This window comes from Bradyrhizobium australafricanum, from assembly GCF_020329495.1.
Lineage (GTDB): Bacteria > Pseudomonadota > Alphaproteobacteria > Rhizobiales > Xanthobacteraceae > Bradyrhizobium > Bradyrhizobium australafricanum.
Window position 1 is genome coordinate 25,409 of record NZ_JAGKJL010000061.1, and the last position, 25,225, is coordinate 50,633.

Consider the following 25,225-nt stretch of genomic DNA (forward strand, 5'->3'; position numbering starts at 1 on the left):
ATCTTTACCACACTTCCACGGAAAGCATTGATTAACCAAATACATTTCTTGACCGCGGGGAGGGTTAACAATAGCCTAAAACTAAATTTTTCTACAACTTTTCCTCTAATCGCATTTTGCGGAGTTGATAATGCAGGGTTCGTTTCAGGTCGCTCAGGCAACCGGCACCGGCAATTCCACCAATTCGGCTCCCGTACGAATTTACAAGCTGACCAAGCCGCTGACCGATCAGGCGGTGGTCGTCAATCTTGGATACGACCAGAAGGTGAAGGTCGATTTTTCGTCGATCGCCAATGAAAAGATCACGCTGGTTCACGTCGGCGAAAAGCTGATCATCCTGTTCGACAACCAGTCGACCGTCACGGTTGAGCCGTTCTTCGACTCCCGTACGGATGGACAGAAGAATGTCACGATCGAGATGGCGCCGGGACGCGAGGTCTCGGTCCAGGAATTCGCCAGTCTGTTTCCGATCACCACGGATGCCTCCGTGTTGCCGGCGGCCGACGATGGCGGCAACTCGAACGGCAACGCGCAGGCGAGCGGCGCGGATTTCCGCCCGTTCGCGGTTGATCCGCTAGCTCCTGTACCGACCAACGTGTTGGCGCCGCAGGAAGAGTTGCCGAACCTCGTGACCCCTGTGCCGCCGACCGGCTTCGTGCTGGGCATTGCTCCGCCTCCGACCATTTCCGGCAACCCCCTGTCGGCGCTGATTGTCGACGAGAGCTTCCTGACCGCGGCCACCAACCATGGTGTCGCCGGTTCGGGGCTCGGACCAGCAGGGGCAACGGTCGCGTCTGTGCAGGTGTCGTTCAACGTCACGGTACCGGGCGGCCAGCAGTCGCTGACCTATGCGCTGTCGGTCACGACACCAAACGAAGATTCCGGTCTGATCGATTCGGCGACCGGTCAGCACGTTCTGCTGACGGTCAACGCGGCCGGCGTCGTGGAAGGGCGCACGGCGATCAGTGGCGATCTGGTCCTCACGGTCTCGGTTGACACCGCGGGTCATGTGACGCTGACCGATCTGCGCGCGGTTCATGAGGCAACACCGGGCAACTTCAATGAAGGGATCACGCTGGCATCGGGTCTGATCACGCTGACCGCCACCGTGACTGACAACAACAATCAGTCGGCAAGTGCGAGCGTTGACGTCGGCTCGCATCTGACGATCCTTGACGATGGTCCGGTGGCGGGCACGGTGACCGGCGCGACCGACACGCTGGTGTTGGACGAAACGCGTCCTGTCGGCAGCGACACCGCGGGCGGCACCACGCCGACCGGCCTCGCCAGCGTGACGGCGGACTTCTCCAACAATTTCACCGGCGGTAGCTACGGCGCCGACGGTGCCGGCAGCACTGCCTACACGCTGCATCTCACCGGCGTGAACGTGGCCTCCGGCCTCTATGCGCTGGATCCGACCGACACCAACCCGGCCCATTTCGGGCAGGGTGCGCAGATCGTGCTGAACCAGTCCGGTGACACCATCACCGGCTCGGCGAACGGCACGACCTACTTCACGATCACGATCAACGAGACGACCGGGATCGTGACCTTCACCCAGGTCAACAACATCTGGCATGCCGATCCGACCAACCCGGATGACGCTGCGACGTTGACCCTCTCCAGCGCCAGCCTGCTGCAGGTGGTGCAGACCATCACTGACGCGGACGGCGACAGCGTGACAACGCCGATCGACCTCGGTGGCGGCGTGTTCACAATCCAGGACAGCGGTCCGACGGCCGGCACGGTGATCGAGAAGGAAGGGCCGGCGGAGACGCTGGTGCTGGACGAGTCGCGCCCGGTTGGTAGCGACACGCCGGCCGGCTTTGCGCCGAGCGGGCTTGCCAGCGTGACGGCGGACTTCTCCCACGACTTCACGTCCGGCAGCTACGGCAGCGACGGACCCGGCCATACCGCCTACACGCTGAAGCTCACCGGCTCGAACGTGGCCTCGGGTCTCTACGCGCTGGATCCGACCGACACGACCACTGCTGACGGCGACGGCATCGGACAGGGCGCGCAGATCGTCCTCAACCAGTCCGGCAACACGATCACCGGCTCGGCCGGCGGGACGACGTATTTCACCATCACGATTGATCCGTCGACCGGGATCGTGACCTTCACGCAGTCGAACAACATCTGGCATTCTGACCCGAAGAATCCGGACGATCCGGCAACGCTGACGCTGTCGAGCCCCAGCCTGCTGCAGGTGGTGCAGACCATCACCGACGCGGACGGCGACAGCGTGTCGACGCCGCTCGATGTCGGCACCCGTGTGTTCACCATCCAGGACAGCGGCCCGACCGCCGGCTCGGTGACCGGCCCGACCGACACCCTGGTGCTGGACGAGACCCGTCCGGTTGGCACGGACACCGCGGGCGGCACGACGCCGACCGGCCTCGATTCCGTGACCGCAGACTTCTCCAACAACTTCACGCCCGGCAGCTATGGCAGCGACGGCCCGGGCCACACGACCTACGCGCTGAACCTCGCCGGCGCGAATGTGGCGTCCGGTCTCTACGCACTTGATGCGACCGATATGACCACCGCCGACGGCGACGGCATCGGGCAGGGCGCGCAGATTCTGCTGAACCAGGTCGGCAACACCATCACTGGCTCGGCTGGCGGCACCAATTACTTCACGATCACGATCGATCCTTCGACCGGGATCGTGACATTCACCCAGCTCAACAATATCTGGCACTCCGACCCAACCAATCCGGACGATGCGGCGACGCTGACGCTGTCTGGCGCCAATCTGCTGCAGGTGGTGCAAACCATCGTCGATGCCGACGGCGACAGCGTGACGACGCCGCTCGATGTCGGCACCGGCGTGTTCACGATCCAGGACAGCGGCCCGAGCGCCGGCACGGTGATCGCGGCGGCGGATACGTTGGTGCTGGACGAGACCCGTCCTGTCGGCACCGACAATGCGGGCGGCGCCGCGCCGACGGGCCTCGACACCGTCACGGCGGACTTCTCCAACAACTTCTCGGCCGGCAGCTACGGTAGCGACGGCGCGGGCAACACGGCCTACACGCTGAAGCTGACCGGCGTGAACGTGGCCTCCGGCCTCTACGCGCTGGATCCGACCGACACCGACCCGACCCACTTCGGCCAAGGTGCGCAGATCGTGCTGAACCAATCCGGTGACACGATCACCGGTTCGGTCGGCGGGACCACCTACTTCACGATCACGATCGACGAGACGACCGGCATCGTGACGTTCACCCAGCTCAACAACATCTGGCACGCCGATCCGACCAATCCGGATGACGCCGCGACGCTGACCCTGTCGGCCGCGAACCTGCTTCAGGTGGTGCAGACCATCACCGATGCGGACGGCGACAGCGTGACAACGCCGCTCGATGTCGGCACCGGTGTGTTCACGATCCAGGACAGCGGCCCGACGGCGGGCACGGTGACAGGTCCGACCGACACCCTCGTGCTGGACGAGACTCGTCCCGTCGGCAGCGACACCGTAGGCGGCACAGCGCCGACCGGGCTCGACACTGTGACGGCGGACTTCTCCAACAACTTCACCGGCGGCAATTATGGCAGCGACGGCGCGGGCAACACGGCTTACACGCTGAAGCTCACCGGTGCCAACGTCGCCTCCGGCCTCTATGCGCTGGATCCGACCGACACCGACCCGACCCATTTCGGGCAGGGTGCGCAGATTCTGCTGAACCAGGTCGGTGACACCATCACCGGCTCGGCCGGCGGCACCAACTACTTCACGATCACGATCGACGAGACGACCGGCATCGTCACGTTCACCCAGCTCAACAACATCTGGCATTCCGATCCGACCAATCCGGACGATGCAGCGACGCTGACGCTCTCGGCGGCCAACCTGTTGCAGGTGGTGCAGACCATCACCGATGCGGACGGCGACCACGTGTCGACGCCGCTCGATGTCGGCAACGGTGTGTTCACCATCCAGGACAGCGGCCCGACGGCGAGCGCGCTGTCTGGCGCAACGGACACGCTCGTGCTCGACGAGACGCGTCCTGTTGGCACCGACACCGCGGGCGGCACGACGCCGACCGGCCTTGCCAGCGTCACGGCGGATTTCTCGAACGGCTTCGCCGGCGGCAGCTATGGCAGCGATGGCCCGGGCAATTCGGCCTACACGCTGAAGCTCACCGGCGCCAATGTCGCGTCCGGCCTGTATGCGCTGGATCCGACCGACACCGACCCGACCCATTTCGGGCAGGGTGCGCAAATTCTGCTGAACCAGGTCGGCAACACGATCACCGGCTCGGCCGGCGGCACCGATTACTTCACGATCGCGATCGATCCCTCGAGCGGGATCGTGACCTTCACCCAGCTCAACAACATCTGGCACTCCGATCCGACCAACCCGGATGACGCCGCGACGCTGACGCTGTCGCGTCCGGAAATCCTGCAATTGGTGCAGACCATCACCGATGCCGACGGCGACAGCGTGACGACGTCGCTCAACCTCGGCTCCGGTGTGTTCACAATCCAGGACAGCGGCCCGACCGCCGGCACGGTGACCGGTCCGACCGACACCCTCGTGCTGGACGAGACCCGTCCCGTCGGCACGGATACGGCGGGCGGCACGGCGCCGACCGGCCTCGACACCGTGACGGCAGACTTCTCGAACAACTTCTCGGCCGGCAGCTACGGCAGCGACGGTCCGGGCAACACGGCCTATACGCTGAAGTTGACCGGCGTGAACGTGGCCTCCGGCCTCTATGCGCTCGATCCGACCGATACCGACCCGACCCACTTCGGCCAAGGTGCACAGATCGTGCTCAACCAGGTCGGTGACACGATCACCGGTTCGGCGAATGGCACGACCTACTTCACGATCACGATCAATGAGACGACCGGCATCGTCACCTTCACCCAGCTCAACAACATCTGGCATTCCGATCCGACCAATCCGGACGATTCTGCGACGCTGACGCTGTCGGCTGCCAATCTGCTGCAGGTGGTGCAGACCATCACCGATGCGGACGGCGACAGCGTGACAACGCCGCTCGACGTCGGCACCGGCGTGTTCACGATCCAGGATAGCGGCCCGACGGCGGGCACGGTGACAGGTCCGACCGACACCTTGGTGCTGGACGAGACCCGTCCTGTTGGCAGCGACATCGCAGGCGGCACGGCGCCGACCGGGCTCGATACCGTGACGGCGGACTTCTCCAACAACTTCACCGGCGGCAACTACGGCAGCGATGGTGCGGGCAACACGGCCTACACGCTGAAGCTCACCGGCGTGAACGTGGCCTCCGGCCTCTATGCGCTGGATCCGACCGACACCGATCCGACCCACTTCGGGCAGGGTTCGCAGATCGTGCTCAACCAGGTCGGTGACACCATCACCGGTTCGGCGAACGGCACGACCTACTTCACGATCACGATCAATGAGACGACCGGGATCGTGACGTTCACCCAGGTCAACAACATCTGGCACTCTGATCCGACCAACCCGGACGATGCCGCGACGCTGACCCTGTCGGCGGCGAACCTGCTTCAGGTGGTGCAGACCATCACCGATGCGGACGGCGACAGCGTGACGACGCCGCTCAATCTCGGCACCGGTGTGTTCACGATCCAGGACAGCGGTCCGACGGCGGGCACGGTGACGGGCCCGACCGATACCCTGGTGCTCGACGAGACCCGGCCCACCGGAACAGATACCGCGGGCGGCACGGCGCCGATCGGCCTCGACACCGTGACGGCGGACTTCTCCAACAACTTCACTCCCGGCAGCTACGGCAGTGACGGCCCGGGCAACACGGCCTATACGCTGAAGCTAACCGGCATCAACGTGGCCTCCGGCCTCTATGCGCTGGATCCGACTGACACCGACCCGGCTCACTTCGGGCAGGGCGCGCAGATCGTGCTCAACCAGGTCGGTGACACCATCACCGGCTCGGTCGGTGCGACCACCTACTTCACGATCACGATCAACGAGACGACCGGCGTGGTGACCTTCACGCAGGTCAACAATATCTGGCATTCCGACCCGACCAACCCGGACGATGCCGCGACGCTGACGCTGTCGGCCGCCAACCTGCTTCAGGTGGTGCAGACCATCACCGATGCGGATGGCGACAGCGTTGCGACGCCGATCAACGTCGGCACCGGCGTGTTCACGATCCAGGACAGCGGTCCGACCGCGGGCACGGTGACCGGCCCGACCGATACCCTCGTGCTGGACGAGACGCGTCCTGTTGGCAGCGACACCGCCGGCGGCACGGCGCCGACCGGGCTCGACACCGTGACGGCGGACTTCTCCAACAACTTCACCGCCGGCAGCTACGGCAGCGATGGTGCTGGGTCGACGACCTACACGCTGAAGCTGACGGGCTTGAACGTGGCCTCCGGCCTCTATGCGCTCGATCCGACCGACAAGACCGCCGGCGACGGCGACGGCATCGGGCAGGGAACGCAGATCGTGCTCAACCAGGTCGGTGACACCATCACCGGCTCAGCGAACGGCACGACCTACTTCACGATCACGATCAATGAGACGACCGGGATCGTGACGTTCACCCAGGTCAACAACATCTGGCACTCCGATCCGACCAACCCGGACGATGCGGCGACGCTGACGCTGACGCGCCCTGAGTTGCTGCAGGTGGTGCAGACCATCACGGACGCCGATGGTGATAGCGTGACGACGCCGCTCAACCTCGGCAGCGGCGTGTTCACGATCCAGGACAGCGGCCCGACCGCCGGCACGGTGACCGGTCCGACCGACACCCTCGTGCTGGACGAGACCCGTCCCGTTGGCAGCGACACCGCAGGCGGCACAGCGCCGACCGGGCTCGACACCGTGACGGCGGACTTTTCCAACAACTTCACCGGCGGCAGCTACGGCAGCGACGGTGCTGGCAGCACGACGTACACGCTGAAGCTCACCGGTGCCAACGTCGCCTCCGGCCTCTATGCGCTCGATCCGACCGACAAGACCGCCGGCGACGGCGATGGTATCGGACAGGGCGCGCAGATTCTGCTGAACCAGGTCGGCAACACCATCACCGGCTCGGTCGGCGGCACCAACTACTTCACGATCACGATCGATCCGTCGACCGGCATCGTGACCTTCACCCAGCTTAACAATATCTGGCACTCCGATCCGACCAACCCGGACGACGCGGCGACGCTGACGCTGTCGGCTGCCAATCTGTTGCAGGTGGTGCAGACCATCACCGATGCGGACGGCGACAGCGTGACGACGCCGCTGAACCTCGGCACCGGCGTGTTCACGATCCAGGACAGCGGTCCGACCGCCGGCACGGTGACCGGTCCGACCGACACGCTCGTGCTGGATGAGACGCGTCCTGTTGGCACCGACACCGCGGGCGGCACGGCGCCGAACGGGCTTGTTTCCGTGACGGCGAACTTCTCCGACAACTTCACCGGCGGTAGCTATGGCAGCGACGGTGCTGGTTCGACGACCTACACGCTGAAGCTGACGGGCTCGAACGTGGCCTCCGGCCTCTATGCGCTCGATGCGACCGACAAGACTGCCGGCGACGGCGATGGCATCGGACAGGGTGCGCAGATTCTGCTGAACCAGTCCGGCAACACCATCACCGGTTCGGTTGGCGCGACGACCTACTTCACGATCACCATTGATCCCGCAACCGGGATCGTGACCTTCACCCAGGTCAACAACATCTGGCACTCCGATCCGAACAATTCGGACGATGCAGCGACGCTGATGCTCTCGAGCGCCAACCTGCTGCAGGTGGTGCAGACCATCGTCGATGCCGACGGCGACAGCGTGTCGACGCCGCTCGACCTCGGCACCGGCGTGTTCACAATCCAGGACAGCGGCCCGACGGCGCCGACAGCGACGGCCAGCGCAGCTACGATCGGCGTGGACGAGACGCCCGGCGTGCAGACCACCGGCGGCGCGAGCGACGTGCTCGGCTCCACTGCGATCACGTTCAACGGTGCCGCCAGCACTGTCGCCGCGCTGTTCAGCACGGTCGCGAACAAGGGCGTCGACACCGATGTGTCGGCAGCGTCACTTGACAACGGTGCGCTCAGCTTTGCCTCGACGGGCGCGAGCAGCATCCTGACGGTGGCCGGCGGCAGCTTCGGCTCTGACGGCGCGGGGTCTACGACCTATGCGTTGAGCGTCCTCAGCGCTGCGTCAGGCCTGACATTGACGGATGGCACAGGGATCGCGCTGTCGCTGGATGCCAGCGGCCGGATCATCGGTACTGTGGGCAACGATGCCGCCAACCCCAGCCTCACGGGCCAAACGGCCTTCGCGATCGCGATCGATCCGATCACCGGTCAGCTCTATGTGGCGGACTATCTCTCGCTCCACCACAACAGCACCGCCAGTTCGAATGATCTGCTGACGATGACGGCCGGTAAGATCGGCGCGACGGTCACGTTGACGGACGCCGATGGCGATCATGTGACGGCCACCGCCGACATCAGCACTCATATCAGCTTCCTCGACGACGGCCCGAGTTTCGGCACGATCGAGCATGGAATCATTGCCGATTACGCGGGAATGTCCGTGCTAGGTAACCTACCCGTGTTCTCCGGCGCCGATGGTTTTGGCGCATATGACTTCACCTTGACTGGAAACACGGCGCCGGCCGGCCTGACGTTCAATGGCCAGGCCGTGCACTATTCCATCGACGCATTTGGACAGAATTTGACGGCCTATATCGGTGCGGCCCCATCAGCAGCGAATAATATCTTCACGCTGAATCTGGATGACACAACCGGTCACTACCTATTCACATTGCTTCAGCCATTCACGGAGACAACGATCCAGAATGTCGGCAGTTCATCTTCCTTCGGCTCGGGACCATCGGAGGAGCAGGTTCTTTCTTCGAACACCGATCAACTGGCGGTTGTTTCGGGAACGACCTCCGGCGGCAGCCAAGGCGGTGTGAACGGATCTACCAACGGTTGGGGCGTCGACAACAATAACTTCGACCCCAATGAAAAGCTGCTGTTCGATTTCACCAGCGGCGCAATCGCCAGTCCGGTCGGCAACGCGGCGTTCCATCCGCCGGCAAACGAATCGGTCGCGAACTACACGTTCTCCAACTACAAGGGCGGGGACGAAATCCATTACGTCGTCTCTTATTGGGACGGAGTGCACGCCGCCTCCATCACATCGGTATCCGGTGATTTCGATCCTTCCACCCACACCACGGTCGCCACCGAATGGTCGACGCCCACAGCGCCGGCCGGCCTGCAGCTCTACACTGTCCAGTTCACGGACGTGACAGGCAGCGGCAAGGTCGACTTGGTTGGCGTCGGAGTTTCGTCGACCACGAACGTCTCCGAGGATCTGAGCTTCAACGTGTCGACGATCGACGGTGACGGCGACACGGCGTCGAGCACCATCAATATCAACATCAATGGCACCACGACCCTGCTTGGCACGGCCGGCAATGATGTCATTGTCGCCGGACCAACCAACGAGACGCTCACTGGCAATGGTGGGGACGACAAGTTTGTTCTCAATCTCAGCGCCCACGATATCATCAGTGATTTCAACAGCGGTGATACGCTCCTTCTCGACGTGGCCGGTCTGAGCCTGCCGACGGGCGTTTCAAACGCCCTTACGGCTGGTCAGTTCACGTCATCGGCAGTCACCGGCCAGACCGAGAACAACGCCAGCGCCTGGAACGAAAGTGCAAGCACGAACAAGTTCTTCTTCAACAACACGACCCAGGAGCTTTGGTACTCGGCAAATGGCACCGGCTCCGACAAGGTGGACCTCGCACATGTGAGCACCGGCGTGCCGGCGGCTACGAACGTTCACATTTTCTAGGCCAGGCTTGCAGCAAAATCGAAAATCCGCGGAGACCTCTCCGCGGATTTTTCTTGATTGAATTGTCGCCTACTTGCGGGCAATCACATCAGCACGGGCAGGAAGCCGGTGAGGGGGCTCGCTGCATCAAGCGACTCCACCCCCGTCCATTCCGTCTCCGCGGCATTGGCGGCCGCCGGCGCCGCGTCGAGCTCGTCGCCGAGCGGGAGGCGCTTGGCATAGGGGGCCGCAAACAGCTGCACGCCGCGGTCGTTGATCGCGAACATCGGCGTGAAGTTGCCGAGCTCGCCGTCATCAATCAGTTCGGAGCGGCGGCTGTCCAGGATCAGCCAATGACCGTCCAGGCGCGCCGCCAGCACGGCATGATCCTGGCGGATGGCGCGATCGCGGCCCAGCACCAGGCGCAGATCCTCGCGTGGGAAGCCGGCTTCGCTGAGCGCGATGTATTTTGCGATCGCATAGTCCTCGCAGTCGCCCTTGCCGGTCGCGAAGGTGGCGAGCGGCGCAGTCCAGCGATCGGCCTCGCCATGCTGGGCGAAGTCGCTGACATAGCGGATCGCCTGGTTGACGGCGCGGTTGGCCTCATCCAGCCGGTCGCGTCCGGCCTTGGACTTGACCGCGCCGATCAGACGAAGGAATTGCGCGGCCTGCGACGGGCAGCCGGTTGCGTTCTCGCGGCATTGCTCAAGAACGTTCTGCTCCTTTGCGAGATCGGATTCGAGGCCGCGCCATTTGCGCCACAGGCCGTTTTCCGGTGCGCGGAAGGTGAACAGGCCAAACGGCTCGGTGCCGACAGGCGGAAGCGGCTTTGCCGCGGGCACCCCGTCGGTCGCGGTATTTGGCGGCGTGAGCGAGGCGGTACGAATGGCGTTCGGACCTCGGCCGCGCTGCCGGTCCAGCTTGGCCAGGACGTCGGCGATGGTGAAGAAGGTGGCAGGCGGGCGGTTCGACGCGGCGTCCGCGGCGGGCGCGAGCTCGCCGGCGGGTTTTTCGAGAGAGCGCTCGTCCGCCGCAAACGCTGATGGCGCTGCGCAAAGACCTATTGTCAGCGCAGCTGCGGCCATCACGGCCGACGAAGCAAACTTCAGCGACTTCATATGACGTCCCCAATGTCGGGGACCGTCAACGTCTGTGCGTCGATCTGCGTCCCCGCTGTTATCGGGACGCAGACTGGGGCCTTGGCCGCTTAAGCGGAGTTAAGTGGAGGGTCCGCTACCTCGAATGTCGAAAAGGCGGTCAATCCGGGGTTTGCCGGTTCGTTCGAAATTGGACGAACCGAGGTTATGATCGGTTAACCATGGTCACTGGTCCCGATCAGCGTTCGCGCAGCGCCTCGTCGCGCAGCAGGCGGGCGGGCTTCACGATGTAGTCCAGCACAGACTTCTCGCCGGTCAGGACCTCGACCGTGGTCACCATGCCCGGAATGATCGGCAGCGGATGCTGCTCGGTGCCGAGATGATTCTTATCGGTGCGCACCATGACGCGGTAGAAGGTCTCCTGGCGTTCGGTCTTTTCCGCCTTGTCGTCGACGATGGTGTCGGCGCTGATGCGTTCAACCTTGCCCTTCAGCGAGCCGTAGACCGAGGAATCATAGGCGCTGATCTTCACCACCGCGTCCTGGTCGGGACGGATAAACGCGATGTCCTGCGGACGAATCCGCCCCTCCACCAACAGCGTGTCGTCCAGCGGCACGATGTCCATCAGGTTGGCGCCCGGCTGCACGACGGCACCGATGGTACTGATGTTCAGTTTGTTGACGATGCCGTGGACCGGCGCCTTCAGATCCGTGCGGCGCACCCGGTCCTGGGCGGACTTGATATTCTCGTCAAGCACGGCGAGGTCGGCCCGCGATTTGGCCAGATCCTCATCGGCCTGTGAGCGGAACGACGCGGTGATGTTCGCGATCTTCGATTGCGCTTCGGCCAGCTGTCCCTTCATCTCGGTTGCCTGCCGGTCAAGCCGCAGCATCTCGATCTCGGGCACGACCTTCTGCTCATACAGCCTGCGCGTCAGGGTCTGCTCGCGCTCAAGGAGCTTGAGGGAGCCGGAGAGGCGAGTGACCTGCTGGTTGAGCACGTCGATGTCCTGCGCGACCTTCTGCCCGCGCATCTTGAACACGCTGGTCTCGGTCGCGACGGCAGCGGGAACCATCTTGTCGAGGTCGTCCGGGAAGGTGATCTCGGCTCGGCCGCGCGCCTCGGCGTCGAGGCGGGCCACCCGCGCCGCCATCGCCGCGCGGCGCTCGCGGATTTCGCCGAACTCGGAAGCGAATTTCGTATCATCGATGCGCATCAGGGACTGGCCCTGCTGAACGATGTCGCCTTCCCGGATCAGGATATCACCGACGATCCCGCCCTCGAGCGATTGAACCACCTGCATTTGCCGCGACGGCACGACGCGGCCGCTGCCGCGCTTCACCTCGTCAAGCACGGCAAAGTGGGCCCAGATCACAAACGTCGCAAGCAGCGTGCAGGAGGTCCACAGCAGCATGCGGGAGGTACGCGGCGTGCGCAGCAGCGCCGCGGACCGGATGTCATTTGCAAATGCAAAATCGGAAGACGCCATAATATTCGCTCGTTATGCAGATTTCGGCTGGATCGTATTCTCGGGTGCCGGCGCCGTGGACGCGGGCTTGCCCTGAAGCAGGGCGAGCACCTTGTCGCGCGGGCCGTCGGCGACCAGGCGGCCGTTGTCGAACAGCAGCAGCCGATCGACCATGTTCAGCAATGACAGACGGTGGGTCGAAATGATGATGGTCATGCGATCATCATTGAGCCCCTTGAGCCGCTCAAGGAATTCCTGTTCGCTGCGGATATCGAAGTGCGCCGTCGGCTCGTCGAGAAACAGCACGCGCGGCTTGCGGATCAGAACGCGCGCGAGCCCGATGGCCTGCTTCTGGCCGCCCGACAGACTGCGGCCGCCTTCCGAGATGGGCATGTCATAGCCCATCGGGTGGCCGGCGATGAAGCTTTCAACGCCAGAGAGCCGCGCGGCAAGCAGGATCTCCTCGTCGGTCGCTTCCGGTTTGCCAAGGGCGATGTTGTCGCGCAGCTTGCCGAAGAACAGGTCGGTATCCTGCATCGCAAAGCCGATCCCGGCGCGCAGATCCGAGGGATCGTATTGGCGCGAGTCGACGCCATCGACCAGGATGCGGCCTTCCTTCGGCTCGTAAAATCCGAGCAGCAGCCTGCCGACCGTGGTCTTGCCAGATCCCACCCTGCCGATGATGCCGACCCTTTCTCCGCCCTCGATCTTGAAGCTGACCTTTTCGAGCGCGTTACCCGCCGCGTTGGGGTAGGCGAACGACACGTTCTCGAAGGCGACCTTGCCGTCATCGATCCGTCTTGCGACATAGGACCGGGTCGGCGAGCGTTCCCGCTCGATCGACATGATGCGGTCGATCGCCTTGAGGGCCGATAGAGTCTGCGTTCCCTTGGTGATGACGGAGGCGATCCCGGCGATCGGCGCCAGAATGCGGCCGGCGAGCATGTTTGCGGCGACCAGCGCGCCGACGCTCAGCTTGCCGTCGAGGATCAGGAAAATGCCGACGATGACGAGAAGCAGGCTCGTGATCTGCTGGGCCGTGCTCGCGCTCGTCAGCGACATCGACGACCAGAAGTGAACCTCCTCGCCCGATCGGGCGGTCGCGGCGACCGAACGCTCCCACAAGGTCTGCATGCGGGCCTCGGCGCCGGTCGCACGGACGGTTTCGAGACCGGACAGCGATTCGACCAGCACGCCGTGCCGGGCGGCCGATTCGGCCTGCAGCCGCTTGATGGCGCGATCGAGCGGTCGCTGCAGCAGGAAGCCGATCAGCATCACCAGCGGCAGCATGATCAGCGGAATCCAGGCCAGCGGTCCGGCGATGATGAACAGCACCCCGACGAAGAGAATGGCGAACAGCAGGTCGGTCGCCGAAACCACGCTTCCGGAGGTGAAGAACTCGCGCACCGAGTCGAAGTCCCGGAGTTGATTGGCCAGAATGCCAACCGAAGTCGGCCGCTGCGCCATCTTCACCGACATCACGTGCTCGAAGATGTTTGCGGCCAGTACGACGTCGATGGTCTTGCCGGTCACGTCGATCATGCGGCTGCGGACCATGCGGAAGATGAAATCGAAGACGATGCCGAGCCCCATGCCGATCGAGAGCGCGATCAGGGAGGGGATCGCCCCATTGGGGATGACGCGGTCATAGACGCTCATCGTGAACAGCGGCGTCGCCAGCGCGAGGATGTTGGTCAGAAAGGCCGCGACGGCGATATGCCCGTAGCTGCGCCAATGCGTCTTTACCACCGACCAGAACCAGTGGTTCTTTGGGATGTCGCCTGCGGCAACAACGCGCGCATCGGCCTGCGGCGCGCTCCTTACCAGGAACGCATAGCCGGTATAGTCCGTGGCCAGCGAGGCGATGTCGGCGATGCGCGGGCTGTTCGGCGTCGCCGGATCAACGACCTTGATCGTCTTGTTTGCCGGGTCCACACCCAGAAGGATCAACGCAGAGCCGTTCTTCATGACGAGGACGGCAGGCAGGACCAGCGCGGGAATGTCTGAAATGTCACGCTTGACGGCCTCGGTCTCCAGACCGGCGCGTCTCGCCGCGCGGTCGTAGAGCGAAACGGACAAGCGTCCGTCCGTGATCGGAAGCCCGCCGAGCAGAGCTTCGCGGCTGACCGCGCGGCCGTGATGAGCGGCGAGATAAGTCAGCGACGCGGTGAGGGGATCGTCGCCCAGCGCGCGTGGCCCATTTATCGCGACAGGCTTTAAGGTTGAGTCATCCGGCGAGGGGCGGACGACATCGGCCGCCGCGCTGGGGGTTCGAAACAACAACTGAAACCTCGACAAGCAAAATGGAAATGCAGCAATCGCATTTGAAGATTTCGGGCAGACTACAACAAATAGCGAACAAATTCAGCGAAACTTATCTTAACGATTAACAAGGAATCGAAAGGGCCCCGATGGGGGCCCTTCCGGCAGTCCTGTCCTGAGCTTGCTGGCGGTCGCTACCGAGCGGAACTCGGGAAGGCCGACAGCAGCCAGTGGGGCTTGGTCGACGCGTAGGAGCTCGCGTTCGCCGTGACCGAAGGGTCTGCGTAAATGACGTTCGGGCCGTCCGCAGCGGTCTTTTGCTGCTGCATCCATTCCGTTGAACCGGGCACCGCTGCGGTCGTCGTCGCGCCGGTGAAACGGTCCGCAAAGCCAACGTCCTTCGGCTGGGCTGCCGCATAGGTCTTGGCAGGACGGGCGACAGGCGCCGGAACGGCGACGTGCAGTGGCTCGGACCCGGTTTGCGGGAGGTTCACGCGAAGAGTCGGGAACGAGTAGCGGGGTAGGCCAATCGAAAGCATGTCGGTCGGCGCAGCGTCGACCGGGGGCGGAGCCTTTAGATATTCGATCAGGGTCCCCATCGCGGCCAGCAGCTGGTAGTCGGCGAAGACCACGACGCCGCGGGCTGAGGTGAGCGAGACCGACGCGTTGAAGAACTGGTTCTGCGCGTTCAAGAGATCGATCAGCGAACGCTGGCCAAGTTCGTATTCCTTCTGGAACGCCGCGATGGTCTTGCGATCCGCTTCCAGCTGACGCGTCAAAGCGGCGATGCGGGTGGCCGTAATTGTGCGGGCATTCCACGCCTTGTCGATCGACTCATACGCGTCGCGCTGCAGGCGGGCGTGGCGCATGGTGGCTTCGGTAAAGCGCTCGGCCTTCTCCGACCTGTTCCAGGCATCCTGGCCGCCGCGGAAGATGTCCCACGACATCACAACCTTGCCGCTGTAGTCCTCATGCGTAATGGAGGGAGTCCCCGGGGCCGCCACGTAAGGATAGGAGTTGTCGTAATGGGTTGCCCGTCCCTCGAGATAGAATTTCGGACCGAACGTGCCGTCGGTCGCCTTGAACGCATGCTTGGCGGCGTCGGCGTCGGACTGTGCCGCCGCGATCGTCGAATTGAACCGGAGCGTGGTCGCCAGCGCTTCGTCGCGGCTGTGCGGCAATCCCGCGAGAGGGGCGGGGAAGCGAACATTGATCGGCTCAAGGCCAACAGTCTTGCGGTATTTCGCCCTGGCGTCATCGAGGCTGCGCTGGAATTCGGCAAGTGCCGCACGGGCGGCCTCGACGCGCTCGCGGGCTTGCTCCAGATCGCCTTCGCCGGCCCGGCCGCCCGAGAAGCGGGAGTTCACGTTTGAAAAGATCTTCTCGTGATTGGCGACGTTCTGCTGGGCAAGGCTGACCAGCCGCATGTAGCGCGTGACGTCGATGTAGCCTTCGGCGGCGTCGAGGGCCAGCAGCTCGGTTCTCTCCTTGACGCGGGAGGCGGCGGCATTGACGCGCGCGGTCTGGCGCCAGACGTCATAGATCGACGAAAAACCGTCCCACAGCAGCTGGCGTACCACCACAGATTCCTGGCTGCCATTGCGCCATGGGCCTGACCCCACGGTCGGCGCCGCCTGAATGTTCGGGCTAATGAAGCCCGGCGATTGATCGAATTTTTCCGGGCCGTAGCTGGCGTCAATGCGTACCTGCGGCAGCAGCGTGCTTTGGGTTTGCCGCAGCTCGCTTTCCGTCGCCCGCCGGTTCGCGGAAGCCTCGCCAACACCCGGATTGGTCAGCATGGCCTGGCGCAGAGCATCATTAATTGAAAAAACCTCGGCACATGCTGGCGTCGCCGCCAAGCATAGGCACGCAATGACCGTGTATGCCGACTTCATAATCTCAGCCCCTACTCACAAAAATATTCTGTAGAATCCTCCGAAGGGTAACAAAGGACAGTTCCGCGACCTATGACATTTCAGCCACACAGGCGCCCTAAGTGGGGACCGAGCCATCAGTGCCGGCGCGCGGAAATCTAAACGTTTTTATTAAAACTCAATGATTTATCTGGCATTTTTTGGTCTCGTGAGCTGGTGCCGAGCCGCAACACCGGGCACCGGAACATGAAAGATCAGTTAAGCCTGTCCTAAGGTTTGGCGGCAGCCGGCGACTGCTGACGACAGGTCGCCAGGTAGGTTGCAACGAAGGGGGCGGCCTTGGTGTCCGCGGAGGGGCCTCCCAGTCGGCTCGTTAGTTTGTAGAGCGACTTGTCGCCAAAATAGAACCGGAAGATCTCGGCCGTGGTGTCGTCCGTGCGGGTCGCGAAGATCGACGCGGCGGTGCGGCGGGCGGCCGCAAAGACGTAGGTCGTGAGCTTGGCTCCTCCCTTGCCTTCTGCCGCGACAGATGTCCCCCAGGTGACCGTGAAGGTGTCGCCATCGATCACGACGGCGGGCCGGACCGTATCGAGATCGTCATCGATCCACTGGGCGTCACCGCCTTTGCCTGACGGGCCGAGCTCGACCCGTTTGCCCCGCGGCGTGTCGCAGGTGAACGTGGAAGGTTCGGCGACCGCGGCGCTCGTCGCCGCCAAGAACAGCAACAGGACCTCCACATGGGTATTACTCTCTGTTTCGTTGTTTGGGGGATAGTGATGTCAGCGCCCGACTCGCGCAACTCGGTGATTTACGGACAAGCAGAGCTGCTTTGCTTCCCCGCCGGAAGAGGCGCCCGCGATCTCACTCGGGCGCGATCGGGTGCGCTGGACGTTCGATCGATGCCCTGAGGCTTTCGAGTTCGAGGAAGACGTCAGCTTGCCTGCGAAGCTCATCGGCGATCATGGGAGGCTTTGTTCGGATGCTGGAAACGACCGTCACGCGGACACCAGCCCGCCTGACGGCTTCGACAACGGCGCGCAAATCACCGTCGCCAGAGAACAGGTACGCGTGGTCGATGCGGTGCGCGATTTCCAATGCGTCGACCGCGAGCTCGATGCCGATGCTGCGCTTCATTCGCCGCCGCCCTTCGCCGTCATCGTGCGTTTTGGCCAGCTTTCTCCTGACCGCATATCCGTTGTAATCGAGCCAATCCACCAGCGGCCGAAGGCTGCTGAACTCGTCGTCGTCTCTCACGACCGTGTAGAAGTAGGCGCGGACGATCTGTCCATACTTGCCGAACTCCGCGAGCAGTCGCCGGAAATCGATCTCAAAACCGAGGTTCTTGACCGTGGTGTGAAGATTCGCGCCATCGATGAAAAGTGCAATGCGATCGGTCATCTCAAGTCCCCATGACCCCCGGATCAGTCGCTGTACGCTTTGGTTTTGAATAATTCTCGAGCGCATCGTGGGTGAGCGCCAAAACTGAAATGACTGATCCTAGAGCAAGGACTCGGCCTGGAAAAAGTGAAAATTTTCGCCAACCCGGATGCCATACGAATCATGCGCCTGTTGATAACATAACGGTCGAAAGCGCGCGGCTGGCCGCCCACGCAAACAAAACGATTGTCGTTGAACAACGATGCGGCCGTTCGCGCCGACGAGGCACGGAGGCGCATTCGCCAGCGCAGAAAAATTTGCCGCCATGGCGATTCGATGGCATCGGCGGTTCGAGCACGTGCGCAACGCCGATTCTGATCTCTGCAGCGTCAGAAATGAACGCCCGCCGTCGATGCCGAGCAAAGGTGCAGCGCGGCCGTGCCGCCCGCCGCTACTCACAAGGCGATTGTTGCGTCACCGACAAAACTACATCTAAAATCAATCTAGTGTAGCGGCATCATTTCGTGCCGGCGCGATATTTCGAGATACCACTTTTTTGCAGATGCAGATTTTGGTCGATACCAATTTCGCCGCAGGAAGGACGGCCTTGCGTGCCCACATTACGCAGATGGTTATTCTAGCGGGCGGGTGTGGATGCGCGGCGGCGTGTCTGTCGCGCCGCCTCAACCAGTCTCTCGCATGCATTGCTAACGAGCCGTCGCGATCGACCCATTGCTCGATGTTCCGATCAGCAGGAGGCAGGGTGGGGAGCTCGCGATGGGGCTTGCCGTGATCGATATCGCAATCGGGCGTCCGATCGAGGCGGGCGGCAGGGAGTGTTGGGCAAGGCGCGCGAGATGCTTGGTCGTTCTCTCGTTCTGCATCATGCTGTCCTGTTGCGGGGCCGCTCGCCAGGCCATCGAGAAGGAGGCGGGACCGGCACCGGATCCAATAACGGAGACGGCAACAGCGGCCACAGAGCCGACACCAGCGGCGACAACGACACCGACGCCGGAGGCGACAGGGACGCCGGCACCGGCGGCGGAACCGGTCAACCTGAACGGCGCACTCGCGGAATGCCGGAACGCGTTTCCGGATCAGATCGCGCAGGCGGTCGCGAGAGCGTCGTGTGTGATCAAGGCGACCGAGCTCGTCCGACCGCTATTGCCGTTTCCCGATCTGCTCGATCGGGAGAATGCGCTGCGCAAAGCGCTGGCCGAGCAGGTTCAAGCAAGAACAATGTCCCTGCTTGAGCGCAACATCCAGATTCAGAAGCTGCATTCGCAGCTCCTCGAAGAAGAGCGCAGTAGGCTATCGACCGCGCCGGCGGACGGGAGCAAGCCGCCGCTGGCGGTCACGCAATGGCGGCAATCCAATGGGGACAGTTGCGGCCGGCTCGGAGGCGACTCGGGGACGTGTTATTGAGTGGAAGGTCATAGGTCCGCCTCTTCCCGAGAGGTGGCTCGCCTACACTGCGGCAATTGGGCGGTCCGAGCCGATCCTCATCATGGGAGGACGAGCCGTGGCAGTTCGTTGAGAAGCTTTGTCGGAATCGACGTCGCGAATCTGAAAAATGCCATCGCGATCGCCGAAACAAGCCGGGGAGGAGAGGTTCGCTTTTTCCGTGAGGTCGATGCGTCGGCAACCGGCATGCGTCGAGCCTTTAAACGGACCGCCAGCCGGCTTATTGGTGTGCATCTCTGTGCGAGGCTGGTTCGACTAGCTACGGGCTCTATCGCCTAATCCTGTGGCTCGGCCACGAACACGACGTGGGTGCCTCGGATAGCTTCGCACGTGGTGGGTGGGCTGTTAGAGCGCGTGCTGCGCGAAGCGCCCACAGGCCGACGCACTTTGATCTGCATCAAGGTCTAGGCTGGCGATCACGGACTAAGCAAGGGATGGAGGCGGGCCTCCGCCTCCATCCCTGAGGCTTCAACAGAGGGAAGAACATTATGCGCAAATTATTCGGAGCAGTATGTTTCTCACTGTTACTTTCTGCAGTTCCTGCAAATGCATTCGATCAAAGTCAGAAGGACGAACTCGGGAAGATTAGCACCGCCTATGAGCAGTATTTCAACAAGCAGGATGCTGCAGGCATTACTTCACTTTTTGCGAAAAATTACCTGCGCGTTAAGCCAATGGGGATTGTTGACAACACGAAATATTATGAAGGAGCGTTCAAGGCCGGGATGAATCACTTGGAAATAAGAACAACCGACGTTCAGCTCTTGTCGGAGAGCATGGCTATGCGAACCGGCGAGGCCCGCGTAACCGGCAAGAGTGAGAAAGGTGATCCTCTGGAATTGAACGCCTTCTGGACCAGTCTCGATGTTCGTGAGAATGGCCAGTGGAAAATTCGTATGCTGACGTCGATGCCCAAGGCACCGCCGCAGCCGCAAGAGGAAGCAGCCAAATAACCTGAGGCGTCGGCGAACTTCGGGGCGGCAACTGCCGCCCCACATTCCGTGCTACAACTCCGGGGATCCTTGTGGCCCGTGGCTTGGGTCTCGGCGGGCTTGAGCTGCGCCGCCCTGCCGATGCGTGCGACGGCACGTCGGAGACCAGAATGCGCCGGGTCGTTGAACGGATCGCCAGCCGATTTGTCGGTGTGCAGCTCTGTTACGAAGCCTGTCCGACCGGCTACGGCCTTTATCGTCTGATCCTATTGCTCGGCCTTGAATACGCAACCCTGATGCGAGGAATACGGCGATCTGGTGAAGACTAACCGCCGAGGCCCCATCAACTTGATCATGCGCGAGCCCAGAACACGTCTGGCGGATCGAGAGCGAGCTTGGCGCGCCTTCGGCCTTTACCTGGGCGCAAACCAAATGCTCGGCAACACCAAGGCGCACCTCGCGTCTTACGTCGCTGGCAAATGGAAGAGCCAGCGCAGGATCGGGCCTGGCGCGCAGGTGTCGACGTGTGGGGCGTCATCAGGCCTAATTAGCGTACCGCGTCCCTGCGAGGCTGCGTCGGCATGCCCGGCGCCCCAGGTTTTTCTCGTCAAAGCCTGCGGATTGCATCGCGTGCCGGTCTCTCAAGGACACCTTCAGATTCGCCCCATGATCCACGGCTCGTTCCAAGCGATAGCACTGCAATGGTCAATGCGGCGATGACATAGAGGAGGAATTCGGTTCTCGTGACGTTGAACATCATTTGAGTCCTCGTTCGCCTCTGTTTGCGTCTGCTCAGGTGGCGTGCGTGGTTCTAAAATTCCACGGGCGTATCCAGGGTGAGCACCCTAGCCGAAATGATTAATCCTGGAGCAAGGACTTGGCAGGGAAGAAGCGGAAGTTCTTGCGATCGCGGGTAGCGTACGAATCGTGCGCTTTCTGATAAGACGGCGGTCGCGGGCCGGCTTGCAAGCGGCCATGCCATTATTTTGATATTCTGCGCGTTCGTGCCGCGGAAGGTCTGCCAGGCGCTCCCGCGATCAGCGAATTTGGGAGCCGTCTCGAGAGGAGCTGCGATACCTGCTCGTTCGGCGCAGAAGCTTGGTCTGCGCGGAGAGGTCCACAATTACCTGCATCGTTGGCCGGAGGGCTTGCGTCCGAAGCGAGCGCCGAGCAACGGTTCGACCGGATTTGAAATTTCAATGGTCATCCAGCAGGAATCATTTGCATTTTTGAGGTCGGCGCGCTGGCGAAAGCTCGGAAAAGCGGAGATCGGATGCGCGGGGGAGATCGATCTCTTCCCGGATAGGTTGATATTGCGTTAATTTGAAAAAGCGGATTACATGCCGGTTTGAATTTGTGTGTCCCCGCAGCGCGTTAGCGGTGCGGTTTTTTTGCTGCGTGCGCTTAGCGACCGCGTGCAATGCGCGGTCAGGTGATCCGGATACAGCGCCGGATCATTGCCGCGAGTGCTCATATTTTAGGGGGTTTATGCTTCATGGCTACCATCGACGTTACAGCTCAGAGCTCAACAGCCACCACCGATACCGGAGCAGTTTTCACGAACGTAGCGTCGGTTGCTTCGACCGGCACAGGCGTATTCGACAGCTTTCTGGTTATCCAGAACAACGGCACCGAGCAGGGCTACAATACGGATGGCTCGCCTCTGCCGCTTGACGACAAACAAGCATCGCATACCAACGCAATCCTGCTTTCGTCGATTCCGGTGGTCACCGGAGATGGTCAGAACGGCACCGTTGCAGGAACTCAGTACCTCGAGTTCAGACTCGACATCAATCAAAACGGGTCGGCCAACCAACCCCAATTGATCTCGTTGGATCAATTGAAGATCTATCAGGAAAGCAGCGGTAATCTCCTGACCGACTTCGCCGGCGAAACGCCGAAATTCGACCTTGGCGACAATACGGTTTTGCTTAACGCGCAGTGGGATGCGGGCAGCGGCAAGGGTGATTATGTGATCCTTGTCCCACTTTCCAATTTCGATACGTCCGGAGCCGACCCTTACGTTTATCTCTATTCGCAGTTTGGCGCTGTTGGCGGTGACTATGCTGCAAATAGCGGTTTTGAAGAATGGGGTGTCATCGGAAGTGGAGGGAGCGGGCTCGGCGCGCTGAGCGTCGTCAAACAGGTTCACGATATCGATGGCAATACTCAAAATTTGGTGGTCGACCATGCCGGCCAGCAGATTGATTACAGCATTGAGGTTGGGAATACCGGAACGGGCGTGCTTACCCTGACGTCAGTTACCGACCAAATCGAAAGCTTAGGCGCCACGGCTGCTGTTGCCGTGACAACGACTTTCAATAATGCGACGTACAATCTGGGTGATACGAACCATAATAACCTGCTCGATCCCGGCGAACACTGGCAGTACACAGCTTCGTACACCGTTCAGCAGGCTGATATCGACCATGATGGCTACGGCACCGGCGCAGGTGGCGCGCCAGGTGATGGCTTCATCGACAACCTGGCTACAGCATCAGCACCGGGTGTTCCCGATGCTATGGATACAGCGTCTGTCGCAATCGACTACAAGCCGTCGATGTCGATCGATAAGACGGTGGTATCGGTCGACGACGTCAATGGTGACGGGCTGACCGACGCGGGCGACGTCATTCACTACAACATCCATGTCGCGAACACGGGTAATGTGACGCTGACGGGCGTGACGGTGACTGACCCGCTGACGGGCGATCCGGCGGGCGGTTTGTCGACGCTTAACGTCGGTAGCAGCGAGGATCTGGTGGCGACCTACACGCTGACGCAGGCCGACATCGACAACCACGGCTCCAACCTGGTTGATCTCATCCAGGACGACAAGATCACCAATACGGCGACCGCGGACAGCGACCAGACCTCCCCGGTCAGCGACTCGGTTGATCAGCCGATCGACTACAAGCCGTCGATGTCGATCGTGAAGACAGTGGTGTCGGTAGATGACGTCAATGGTGACGGGCTGACCGACGCGGGCGACATCATTCACTACAATATCCATGTCGCGAACACGGGTGACGTGACGTTGACCGGCGTGACGGTGACCGACCCGCTGACGGGCGATCCGACGGGTGGCCTATCGACCCTGGCGGTTGGGAGCAGCGAGGATCTGGCGGCGACCTACACGCTGACGCAGTCTGACATCGACAATCACGGCTCGAACCTGGTTGATCTTACCCAGGACGACAAGATCACGAATACGGCGACCGCGGATAGCGACCAGACCACCCCGGTCAGCGACTCGGTGGATCAACCGATCGACTACAAGCCGTCGGTCGATCTGACCAAGACGGTCCTTTCCGTCACGGGAGGGCATGCTGATCATGTTGGCGATGTCATCACCTATCAGATCACCGTGGAGAACACCGGCGACGTGACGCTAACCGGGGTCAAAGTAACGGATGCGCTAGAAGGCTATTCCCTTGCCACGTTGGACAATTCGACCGTGACCGGAGACAACGGAAACCACGTCCTCGATGTGGGTGAAACCTGGACCTACACAACGACCCACACATTGACCCAAGCGGACTTGGACAACAACTGGCTCAATGGTGGCGATGGCGTATTCGATAATACCGCCACGGTCACTGACAATCAAAACGTAACGGACTACGACACGGCTCACGTCCTACTGGGACCGGGCGTGCGGACGCCCGGCTTCTGGGCACAAAAGACCTGGCAAACATTCTGGGACGGTAACGCAAATAATCAACCTAAGCAGGCCGGAACAGATGGCTTTGCGAGCGGCGAAATCACCTATGCCGTAGATTCAAATCACGACACACATGTTACCTCTGCTGACAAAGCGGGTCTCTTGATCGGTGATTACAATCTCAACGGAGTCCAGGACATCGGCGAAAACGTGCTGTTCATCTCGACGGCCGATGCACTTACGCTGCTGAATGCGTCCGACAAGCAGGTCCAGGATGGCCGCTATATGTTGGGCAGGGACGTCGTAGCCACTTGGCTCAATTATCTTGAAGGTAATGCAATCGGAAATGGTTCGGCCGGCACTGCAAGGCACGACATTGATGATGCAATCAAGTGGCTCGAATACACGCAAGCCAAACCGGGTGCCATCGAAAACAGTGCGGATTTCCATACCTTGTCGGTGGCGGACGACCTTACGTCGAGCTCGGCCGTCAAGACGTCATCTGCGATATGGAGCGGCCCGGTGGTAAATGTGCCGCTGCTCGGTCAAGCCATCGATCTCTCGGCAAGCCATCTCCACACCGATCTAGATCACTACAACAACTTAGGCTTCGTCTGACCGCACGACAGAGGAGGGGCTCGGACGAGAGTATTCTCGTTCGGGATCCTCTGCTTGCCCACGGGATACCGGCATTGCCGTCAGCCGTACTCATGAGACGCCCGGTGACCCGGTCAATCGCGCAGCAGGATCTGAGGGACAATGTCCGGCGCGCGCGTCGTTTCGCTCTGTATCGTGCTGGCCTGTTGCGGGGTCGCTCGCCATGCCATCGAGCAGGCGGCCGAGCCTGAGCCGCCAGCGGTCAACCTGAAGGCGCGCTCACGGAATGCCGCAGCGCCTTCCCCGACCAGATCGCACAGGCGGTGCAGCGCGCGTCCTGCGTAATCAAGGCGGCCGAACCCGTTCGGTCGCTGGCGTTTCCGAGAGTACAACGCGCAAAGCGTTGGCAGAGCAGTATCTCTCCGGCGAAGGCCGCCTTGTGTAGTTTGCGAGGCGGCCTGAGGATTTGACCTTAAGTCTAGCTTTAAGGTCACGTCGGGAATGCAGGTCAATGTGTTGGGCGCCGAGCGTCGGCGGCGATGGAGTTACGACGAGAAGGTCCGCCTTGTCGAAGAGACCTTGCAGCCCGGCGAGACGGTCTGCGGGGTAGCACGCCGGCACGGGGTGGCTCATAGCCTGCTGTTCACCTGGCGTCGACAAGCGCGCCAGGGGCGACTGGGCGGAGATGCTGCGCCTGCTCTTGTGCCCGTCG

At 62.0% G+C, this 25,225-nt stretch carries 12 protein-coding genes; 6 read left to right on the plus strand and 6 right to left on the minus strand.

The window, feature by feature from the left end:
* The first annotated feature begins 130 nt into the window (after nt 1–130).
* Nucleotides 131–9,799 (plus strand): beta strand repeat-containing protein, encoded by a 9,669-nt coding sequence (locus J6525_RS36650; RefSeq protein WP_225648286.1) that lies wholly within the window; start codon nt 131–133, stop codon nt 9,797–9,799.
* 83 nt (nt 9,800–9,882) lie between these two features.
* Here J6525_RS36650 and J6525_RS36655 read toward each other — a convergent pair whose 3' ends face one another.
* The 6 genes from J6525_RS36655 to J6525_RS36680 form a co-directional block, all read right to left on the minus strand.
* Nucleotides 9,883–10,896 carry a transglutaminase-like cysteine peptidase gene (locus J6525_RS36655; RefSeq protein ID WP_092089787.1) on the minus strand — a complete coding sequence of 338 codons (1,014 nt, stop codon included), beginning with the start codon at nt 10,894–10,896 and terminating at the stop codon, nt 9,883–9,885.
* A 217-nt stretch (nt 10,897–11,113) separates the two neighbouring features.
* Nucleotides 11,114–12,364, minus strand: a complete 1,251-nt coding sequence (locus tag J6525_RS36660) for an HlyD family type I secretion periplasmic adaptor subunit (protein ID WP_092089786.1) — start codon at nt 12,362–12,364, stop codon at nt 11,114–11,116.
* 12 nt (nt 12,365–12,376) lie between these two features.
* A complete protein-coding gene (locus J6525_RS36665; RefSeq protein WP_092089806.1) occupies nt 12,377–14,548 on the minus strand; it encodes a type I secretion system permease/ATPase in 2,172 nt (723 codons plus the stop codon).
* 251 nt (nt 14,549–14,799) lie between these two features.
* Nucleotides 14,800–16,500 carry a TolC family outer membrane protein gene (locus tag J6525_RS36670; protein ID WP_092089785.1) on the minus strand — a complete coding sequence of 567 codons (1,701 nt, stop codon included), beginning with the start codon at nt 16,498–16,500 and terminating at the stop codon, nt 14,800–14,802.
* Nucleotides 16,501–16,748: 248 nt separating this feature from the next.
* A complete protein-coding gene (locus tag J6525_RS36675; protein WP_225648287.1) occupies nt 16,749–17,204 on the minus strand; it encodes a hypothetical protein in 456 nt (151 codons plus the stop codon).
* Nucleotides 17,205–17,340: 136 nt separating this feature from the next.
* On the minus strand, nt 17,341–17,877 hold the full coding sequence (locus J6525_RS36680; RefSeq protein ID WP_092089783.1) for a LabA-like NYN domain-containing protein: 537 nt from the start codon (nt 17,875–17,877) through the stop codon (nt 17,341–17,343).
* Between the two features lie 756 nt (nt 17,878–18,633).
* Here J6525_RS36680 and J6525_RS36685 point away from each other — a divergent pair.
* The 5 genes from J6525_RS36685 to tnpA form a co-directional block, all read left to right on the plus strand.
* Nucleotides 18,634–19,281, plus strand: a complete 648-nt coding sequence (locus J6525_RS36685) for a hypothetical protein (RefSeq protein WP_225648288.1) — start codon at nt 18,634–18,636, stop codon at nt 19,279–19,281.
* A 527-nt stretch (nt 19,282–19,808) separates the two neighbouring features.
* Nucleotides 19,809–20,273, plus strand: a complete 465-nt coding sequence (locus J6525_RS36690; RefSeq protein WP_225648289.1) for a nuclear transport factor 2 family protein — start codon at nt 19,809–19,811, stop codon at nt 20,271–20,273.
* A 149-nt stretch (nt 20,274–20,422) separates the two neighbouring features.
* Nucleotides 20,423–20,581 (plus strand): hypothetical protein, encoded by a 159-nt coding sequence (locus tag J6525_RS36695; RefSeq protein ID WP_176937224.1) that lies wholly within the window; start codon nt 20,423–20,425, stop codon nt 20,579–20,581.
* A gap of 1,166 nt (nt 20,582–21,747) precedes the next feature.
* Entirely contained in the window at nt 21,748–24,534 is a 2,787-nt protein-coding gene (locus J6525_RS36700; RefSeq protein ID WP_176937223.1) for a CLIPPER-2 domain-containing protein, read from the plus strand.
* Nucleotides 24,535–25,014: 480 nt separating this feature from the next.
* Nucleotides 25,015–25,225, plus strand: a 211-nt coding sequence (gene tnpA / locus J6525_RS36705; RefSeq protein WP_225644407.1) for an IS66-like element accessory protein TnpA, incomplete at its 3' end; no start/stop codon positions are given.

What these genes read in the sequence shown, in the direction of transcription:
- J6525_RS36670 (WP_092089785.1), bottom strand. Translation starts at nt 16,500, where the DNA reads ATGAAGTCGGCATACACGGTCATTGCGTGCCTATGCTTGGCGGCGACG.
- J6525_RS36690 (WP_225648289.1), top strand. Translation starts at nt 19,809, where the DNA reads ATGCGCAAATTATTCGGAGCAGTATGTTTCTCACTGTTACTTTCTGCA.
- J6525_RS36655 (WP_092089787.1), bottom strand. Translation starts at nt 10,896, where the DNA reads ATGAAGTCGCTGAAGTTTGCTTCGTCGGCCGTGATGGCCGCAGCTGCG.
- J6525_RS36695 (WP_176937224.1), top strand. Translation starts at nt 20,423, where the DNA reads ATGCGCCGGGTCGTTGAACGGATCGCCAGCCGATTTGTCGGTGTGCAG.
- J6525_RS36650 (WP_225648286.1), top strand. Translation starts at nt 131, where the DNA reads ATGCAGGGTTCGTTTCAGGTCGCTCAGGCAACCGGCACCGGCAATTCC.
- J6525_RS36685 (WP_225648288.1), top strand. Translation starts at nt 18,634, where the DNA reads ATGGGGCTTGCCGTGATCGATATCGCAATCGGGCGTCCGATCGAGGCG.
- J6525_RS36700 (WP_176937223.1), top strand. Translation starts at nt 21,748, where the DNA reads ATGGCTACCATCGACGTTACAGCTCAGAGCTCAACAGCCACCACCGAT.
- J6525_RS36660 (WP_092089786.1), bottom strand. Translation starts at nt 12,364, where the DNA reads ATGGCGTCTTCCGATTTTGCATTTGCAAATGACATCCGGTCCGCGGCG.
- J6525_RS36680 (WP_092089783.1), bottom strand. Translation starts at nt 17,877, where the DNA reads ATGACCGATCGCATTGCACTTTTCATCGATGGCGCGAATCTTCACACC.